The sequence below is a fragment of the Streptomyces sp. RP5T genome (assembly GCF_003933965.1).
GTDB lineage: Bacteria > Actinomycetota > Actinomycetes > Streptomycetales > Streptomycetaceae > Streptomyces.
Genome location: NZ_RSAJ01000753.1, coordinates 1 through 3,462 on the forward strand (window position 1 = coordinate 1; position 3,462 = coordinate 3,462).

At 71.7% G+C, this 3,462-nt stretch carries 4 protein-coding genes; 2 read left to right on the top strand and 2 right to left on the bottom strand.

The annotated features are described in order from the left end of the window. The first annotated feature begins 255 nt into the window (after positions 1-255). Positions 256-1,173: a zinc metalloprotease HtpX gene (gene htpX / locus EHS43_RS40385; RefSeq protein WP_125195518.1), complete on the top strand. Its 918-nt coding sequence runs from the start codon at positions 256-258 to the stop codon at positions 1,171-1,173. Positions 1,174-1,175: 2 nt separating this feature from the next. Further along, on the top strand, positions 1,176-1,760 hold the full coding sequence (locus EHS43_RS40390) for a hypothetical protein (RefSeq protein ID WP_125195519.1): 585 nt from the start codon (positions 1,176-1,178) through the stop codon (positions 1,758-1,760). A 27-nt stretch (positions 1,761-1,787) separates the two neighbouring features. Here EHS43_RS40390 and EHS43_RS40395 read toward each other — a convergent pair whose 3' ends face one another. Further along, complete coding sequence (locus EHS43_RS40395) at positions 1,788-2,087, bottom strand: hypothetical protein (RefSeq protein WP_125195520.1); 300 nt, start codon at positions 2,085-2,087, stop codon at positions 1,788-1,790. Positions 2,088-2,191: 104 nt separating this feature from the next. Beyond that, positions 2,192-3,462, bottom strand: a 1,271-nt coding sequence (locus EHS43_RS40400; RefSeq protein WP_148104233.1) for a DUF2252 domain-containing protein, incomplete at its 5' end; no start/stop codon positions are given.

Below are 3,462 nucleotides of genomic sequence, written 5' to 3' on the forward strand. Positions count from 1 at the left end.
GTACTAGGCCCGGCCCACGGCTCGGCGACCCCGCGCCCGGGGTCGTATGCGAGGCGTCTCTCGCGGGGCCCGGCAGGCGGTGCCGCGATGGCATCCTATGGCGGCGGATGTGGGGCCCGGAACGGCCGAGCGGTGGCTGTGGGAGGGCTGCGGGGCTGAGCCTTTGCTGGTACTAGGGCCGATCGGGACCGCCTCATGGGTGGTGGCGGGTGCACACTGAAGGTGGGGCGAGTGCCTGACTGCGGGGTGGTGGAGATGCGGAGTCGTTTCCGGAGCGACCGGCGGTTGACCGTACGGATGACGGTCACGATGTTCCTGCTCGGGCTGCTGTACGTGGCGTTCGTCGCCGCGCTGATCGTGGTGCTGAAGTCCTGGCTGGTCGTGGTGGGGCTGCTCGGCGTGATGTTCGTGGCGCAGTTCTGGTTCTCCGACAAGATCGCGCTGTTCGCGATGCGCGGGCGGGTCGTGGAGCCCACGGAGTATCCCGAACTGCATGCCGTGGTCGACCGGTTGTGCGCGCTCGCGGACATGCCCAAACCCGTGGTCGCGGTCTCCACGATGGGCATGCCGAACGCGTTCGCCACCGGCCGCAGCCCGGACAACGCCGTGGTGTGCGTGACGACCGGGCTGCTCGACCGGCTGGAGCCCGGTGAGCTGGAGGGTGTGCTGGCGCACGAGTTGTCGCACGTGGCGCACAAGGACGTCGCCGTGATCACCATCGCGTCCTTCCTCGGGGTGATCGCCGGACTGATCGTGCGGTTCGCGTTCTACAGCCAGCTGTTCGGCGGACGGAGGGACCAGAACACCGCCGTGATCTTCGCCGCCGTGATGGGTGTCTCGGCGGCCGTGTACGCGCTCAGCTTCCTGCTGATCAGGGCGCTGTCCCGGTACCGCGAACTGGCGGCGGACCGGGCCGCGGCCCTGCTCACCGGGCGCCCCTCGGCCCTCGCCTCCGCGCTCACCAAGGTCACCGGGGACCTCGCCCGCATCCCCACCAAGGACCTGCGCACCGCCCAGGCCTTCAACGCCTTCTACTTCACTCCCGCCACCGGCAAGGAGCCCGGCTTCGAGCGGTTCTTCTCCACCCACCCGTCCCTGGAACAGCGGCTGGAGCAGCTGGGCCGGATCTCCGCGGAGCTGGGTGAGCCGCTGGAGCCCGGGAAGGCGGGCTGAGAATGGGGCTGCTGGACATCCTGCTGGGGCGCACGAAGCCCGTCGCACCCGATCTCGACCAGCTCTTCGCGCTGCCGTCGGCGGCCATCACGCTGGAGGCGGCCGTCTCCTTCACCCCGACCGGGCGCGGGGCGGTGTGCTTCGCCACGGTCGAGGGCGCGGTCTTCGAGCAGACGCACCGGGAGGTCCAGGCGCTGCTGGACGCGGACGCCGACCGGGACGGCCCGCCCGTGGAACTCGTCAGGGACGACTTCGGCTACTCCTGGCTGGTCTCCGAGCGGGTCCCGGAGCAGCTGCCGCAGCTCGTCAACGACCTGCACGCGGTGAACAGTTCGATGGAGGTCAACGGCTTCGGGCCGCAACTGCTGTGCTCGCTGGCCGGGTTCAAGGACCCCGAGGGCCGTTCCCTCGCGCTGGTCTACCTCTACAAACGCGGCACCTTCTACCCCTTCGCGCCGCTGCCCGGCTCGGCACAGCGGCGCGACAACGCGCTGGAGCTGCGGGTGAAGGCCGCGCTCACGGACGATCTGCGGATCGAGCAGGACCTGAACCGCTGGTTCCCCCTGTGGGGCGCCCCCGGTCTCTGAGCCCCGGCCCGGGCGCCCGCGAAGTCCCTAGCTTTTTCTTTCACGCGCCTGCCGACGGGACTCCAGGGGACGCTCGCGGCGGTAGCGGCGGTCCCACTTGGCCTGCTTGTCCCGGCGGTCGCGGTAGGCCCGGTAGCTGCCGGGCACGGCCCCCGAACCACCGCCGGACGAGCCGCCCGAGGAACCGCCCGACGAGGACGCCGAGGCACCGCCCCGGCCGTACTGCATGTACACGAAGAGCAGGGCTACGGCGACGAGCCACCAGGTGTGGTTCCCGAAGCCCAGGATGACCAGGACGACGGTCCCGGAAAGGACAATGGTGCCCATGACGGGCCTCCGTGTGCGTGGGTGTGGTGTAGAAGACTAGCCCCGGACCGGCGGGCTGATGCCGGCCCTGCGCGCAGCTTTTCGCCCTGCCGGGGAGGCCGGGTTCACTCGCCCGGGGCCGCCGTGACGACGCCCGCGGCGATGGCGGCGCACAGGGTCGCGTGGTCGGACGTGGTCCGGGCGGCGTAGGCGAGGGCGAAGTCGGCGACCGCCTGGTCGAAGGTGTCGGCGCCGCCCAGATACGCGGCGATGGCGATCCGGTCGCCGGAGCGGGCGTGGCCGCGGGCCAGCGTGGTGCCGCACAGGCGGGCGTAGGCCCTGAGGTCCGACGGGGACATGCCGGCGACGTCCGGGACCCCCTTCGTGTCACGCAGCCGGCGCCAGTAGAAGGCCCTGCCCTGCGGTCCGCTCATCCAGCCCAGGAAGATGTCGCTCTCCGCCTGGATCAGCCGCTGGCCCACGACCACACGACGGCCGGGATGGACGTAGGGGCCGTGTGGCAGATGCTCCTCCAGTACGGCCGTCCGCGCCTCCTTGATCTGCAGGAACAACAGGTCGTCGGCGTCCCGCCCGGCCAGCAGCACGATGAAGCAGCGCAGGCCGACGCTGCCGACGCCGACGACCTTGCGGGCCGCGTCGACGAAGCGGTAGCGGTCCAGGAGGATCCGGCGTTCCTCGGAGAGCGTGGAGCGGTAGTCGCTGAAGATCTTGCGCAGGCCGGCCGTGTCGGGGGCACCGGCCGGTTCGAGCAGGGGCGGGTCGTGGATGATGCGGCGGCGGCCGTCGACGACCTCCGTGAGCTTGTCGAGCGCCTGGAGGCTGGTGCGGCGGCGCACCCGGGTGAGGCTGGACCCGCCGCCCCGCTGGTGGCCGCGGGGACGAACCAGGGGCGGCAGGCTGTCGGCGTCGACGCCCTCGTACCAGACCTCCAGCTCTCCCATCCGGGCCAGCCGGCGCATCGCCGTGCGGTACGCGGTGACCGCCTCGCCCGCCGCCCGGTGGGCCTTGGCCTCGTTGTGCCCGTTCTCGCGGGCGGCCACGGCCACGCTCGCGGCGAGCCGCTTGACGTCCCACTCGAAGGGGCCGGGGAAGGTCTCGTCGAAGTCGTTGAGGCCGAAGAGGAGAGAGCGGGAGCCCTCCGGGGAGGCGTACGGACCGAAGTTGAGCAGGTGGGCGTCGCCGCAGAGCTGCACGGTGAGGCCGGTGTGCGGCAGGGCGGCGAGGTCGGCGGCCATCACGGCGGTCGCGCCCCGCAGGAAGGCAAGGGGGGACGCCGACATCCTGCCGTACCGGATCGGGAGCAGTTCGGTGAGGCGGTCGCGGCCCTGGCGTTCCAGTACGGCGACGGGGTCGGGGCGGTCGACGGAGGGGATCC

Bases quoted from the DNA above. Each gene is read 5' to 3' on its own strand.
- EHS43_RS40395 (WP_125195520.1), bottom strand. From the start codon at position 2,087: ATGGGCACCATTGTCCTTTCCGGGACCGTCGTCCTGGTCATCCTGGGC.
- htpX (WP_125195518.1), top strand. From the start codon at position 256: ATGCGGAGTCGTTTCCGGAGCGACCGGCGGTTGACCGTACGGATGACG.
- EHS43_RS40390 (WP_125195519.1), top strand. From the start codon at position 1,176: ATGGGGCTGCTGGACATCCTGCTGGGGCGCACGAAGCCCGTCGCACCC.